The organism is Bacillus cereus group sp. BfR-BA-01492 (assembly GCF_022662815.1).
GTDB classification, from domain to species: Bacteria; Bacillota; Bacilli; order Bacillales; family Bacillaceae_G; genus Bacillus_A; species Bacillus_A cereus_BD.
This window is the reverse complement of the sequence record NZ_JAKUEH010000040.1, coordinates 1-2,822: the sequence shown is the minus strand read 5'-3', so window position 1 is coordinate 2,822 and position 2,822 is coordinate 1. Positions and strand designations below refer to the sequence as shown.

The following is a 2,822-nucleotide window of genomic DNA, read 5'->3' as shown; positions in this document are numbered from 1 at the left end:
GCAAAAACAAAAAAGCAATCTCCATGATTTTTTAGAAAAAGGTGTATATGATGTTGACACATTCTTAGAGAGGCAAAAATCTATTGCTGTACGATTGAAGACTACGCAAAAGGCAATTGAAGAACTTAAACATGAAATTAAAAAGATATTAGAAAAAGAAAAACATATACATGAATTTGTTCCGAGAATCAAAAATGTTTTAGAGGCTTATTATGCAACGAATGATATAGAGAAGAAAAATCATCTTCTCAAATCGGTGCTTGAGAAAGTGACCTATTTACGAAAAAAAGAGTGGAAAAGAAAAGATGAGTTTATAATGGAATTACATACTAAAATATAACTACGATGCTCTCTATCCAAAATACTCATAAAAAAAGAAGATAACTATCTACTACATACAGTTATCTTTTTTTCCCTAATAGGTGTCATCATATCAAAAAAAGAAAATTATACGCTTAGGCACATTTTAATCAAATAATATAGCGACCCCTATAAGGGATTGGCTCATTTTTTCGTTTTGGGGAACAATTAATTTCTTGAGTTGATAGGCATGGGACAGATACCCCTTTTAGTCATCATAACTTATACTTTCAACTCTATAATTATCTTTATAATTTATATCTGCAGTTACTTTACGGTTCGGGTTATTTGTTACATGACCTGATACAAAAATCACTTCAAAATCTGAAGGACCAAATTCGACCTTTGTCACTGTGATATCTAGATTTTTATGCTCTTTAAAATGTTGTATAGCTACCTCTTTTGCTTTTTCTTTTAGTGTTTCTTCTTCATTATGATTTTGTTTATTCATATGCATACATCCTCCTATAAAAAACAGAGTGATTACTGCTATTAGTAAAAGTAATTTTTTTTTGCAGATTAAATCCCCCCTCTTTTTAGAATACACTATATAATTAGAATATACTATTTATTCTAGGAGTGAAAGAATGAAAGAAAATACTGTTTTGGATAAAACTTATTATGATTTATCACGGGGAGCGTATAGAAATGATTTAGGTGCAACTTACGAGGTGAAAGATCCTACAAATCCCAAAAAAGTTTTACAAACCTGGACAGTAAATAAGGATATGTCCTATCATGACAAACAAACAGGAATGGATGCAGTGGTTTTTGAACGAGACGTGAACGGGAAAAAGCAAGTTATGGTAGCTTTTCGTGGTACAGAAGGAGATAAAATTTTAGAAAAGGATTCTTTAAAACCTGGAGAAGGGATGAAGGATGCTTTAACAGATGGTAAGTTTTTTATTAAAAGAGACGGTGTTCATGACCCAGCGCCAGCTCCAAAGGCAGGAGAAAGAGGAGAAGATCCAAGACGATACTGGAACGAAGAGAACGGACAATGGGAATATCACAATCAATTTGAACAAGCGGAAAAAATAATGAAACAAGTCAACGAACATTATAAGGGTAAAGATGTAGAAGTCTATGTTACAGGTCACTCTCTAGGCGGGGCCTTAGCTGAGTATGTTGCAGCGTTTGAAGACGCTTATCCATCTATTTTGATCGATTACTTTTTTTGTGATCTTTCAAAATAGGGGATAAATCTGCCTTCCAGCCGTATTCCATAATCGTTCCCACATGATAAAAACCCTTAAAACCTTCAGTCAAGCTTAATTACGAAGAAATGATGAAAAACTTGAGATTGTTTAACTCCTGGGGGAATGACTCACTAAGATAGAGGATTAAATAAAGGGTTTACTACTTACTTGGTTAGAGGATAAGGGGGTGGATGGTAGAATAGGCCTTATTGCAGGATATGGTTTTACACAACGGATAGAGTACGTGAAATTATTAGTTGAGGATGAAATAGGCGTGCTATTTTCTATTGGTGAGCTTGTACAAGTAGGCCTTTGTGTAGCAATGGAACAAAATCACGCAACAAGCATTAGCGGACATTAGGAACCTATTCTTATAAAGAAAAGACACTTTTATAAGTGTCTCTAGATTATTATTTTAAATGTAATTCTTCATTTGTAGAGATAGAACCTATTGTGTATTCATCTCCACCATATTGTATAGTAATATTAAAGGTTTTGCTTTTATTATCTTTAACGTGTCCGGATATATAGATACTTTGCAAATCACTTGGACCAAATTTATGGTCAGTGATTACTACATCTAAGTTTTGTCTGTCTTTAAAGTATTGGGTTGCCCTTTCTTCTGCTTTTTTAACTATTTTTTGTTCCTCATTTTTTTGATCCATATTACATCCTCCTAACATACTTAAAATAAATATAAAAAATAAACAAAAACTAACTTTTTTTATATTAATATCCATATTTCCCCTCCAACAATGGTATCTTAATTATTAGAATATCTCAAATATTGCAGGAGGGGAAATGTTTTGAGTGAAAAAAAAGAAGTTTTAGATTCCACATATTATCAATTAGCAGATACGGCTTATAAAAGTGATAAAGACCTTGATAAAAGAGTTTATATTACTGATAACCAGGGAGAGCCTTTACAAACATGGAAAGTAGGCGAAAAATTCCATGACAAACAAACTGGAATGGACGCTGTAGTATTTGAAAGAAAAGTAGGAGATAAAACACAAGTGATGGTAGCTTTTCGAGGAACGGAAGGGGGCAAGATACTAGTAGAAAATTCCTTAGGAATTCGGATGAAACCAGGGGAGGGAATGAAGGATTTAGAAACAGATCTTGATTATTTTGTTACGCGTAGTAAAGGGATACATGACCCAGCACCACCTCCAGTAGCAGGTACAGAAGGTTCTCATCCAGAAAAATACTGGAATGAAGAAAATGAAAAATGGGAATATCATAATCAATTTGAACAAGCTG

Annotated in this window: 3 protein-coding genes and 3 pseudogenes; 4 read left to right on the top strand and 2 right to left on the bottom strand. The window is 33.3% G+C overall.

Annotated features, from left to right (window positions below; all coding sequences use genetic code 11):
- Positions 1 to 340, top strand: a pseudogene (locus tag MR063_RS21390) (recombinase family protein); the annotation flags it as partial.
- A gap of 228 nt (positions 341 to 568) precedes the next feature.
- Here the strand turns inward: MR063_RS21390 and MR063_RS21385 are convergent.
- Positions 569 to 811, bottom strand: a complete 243-nt coding sequence (locus MR063_RS21385) for a hypothetical protein (protein WP_242201323.1) — start codon at positions 809 to 811, stop codon at positions 569 to 571.
- 136 nt (positions 812 to 947) lie between these two features.
- On the opposite strand from MR063_RS21385, the pseudogene MR063_RS21380 reads away from it, so the two are divergent.
- Positions 948 to 1,505: pseudogene (locus MR063_RS21380) on the top strand (lipase family protein); the annotation flags it as partial.
- 241 nt (positions 1,506 to 1,746) lie between these two features.
- Positions 1,747 to 1,920: a hypothetical protein gene (locus tag MR063_RS21375; RefSeq protein WP_242201321.1), complete on the top strand. Its 174-nt coding sequence runs from the start codon at positions 1,747 to 1,749 to the stop codon at positions 1,918 to 1,920.
- Positions 1,921 to 1,969: 49 nt separating this feature from the next.
- Here MR063_RS21375 and MR063_RS21370 read toward each other — a convergent pair whose 3' ends face one another.
- Positions 1,970 to 2,299, bottom strand: coding sequence for a hypothetical protein (locus MR063_RS21370; protein WP_242201319.1), 330 nt, complete (start codon positions 2,297 to 2,299; stop codon positions 1,970 to 1,972).
- A gap of 66 nt (positions 2,300 to 2,365) precedes the next feature.
- On the opposite strand from MR063_RS21370, the pseudogene MR063_RS21365 reads away from it, so the two are divergent.
- A pseudogene (locus MR063_RS21365) lies at positions 2,366 to 2,822 on the top strand (lipase family protein); the annotation flags it as partial.

Coding starts and splice junctions, on each gene's coding strand:
- MR063_RS21385 (WP_242201323.1), bottom strand. CDS start 811: ATGAATAAACAAAATCATAATGAAGAAGAAACACTAAAAGAAAAAGCA.
- MR063_RS21370 (WP_242201319.1), bottom strand. CDS start 2,299: ATGGATATTAATATAAAAAAAGTTAGTTTTTGTTTATTTTTTATATTT.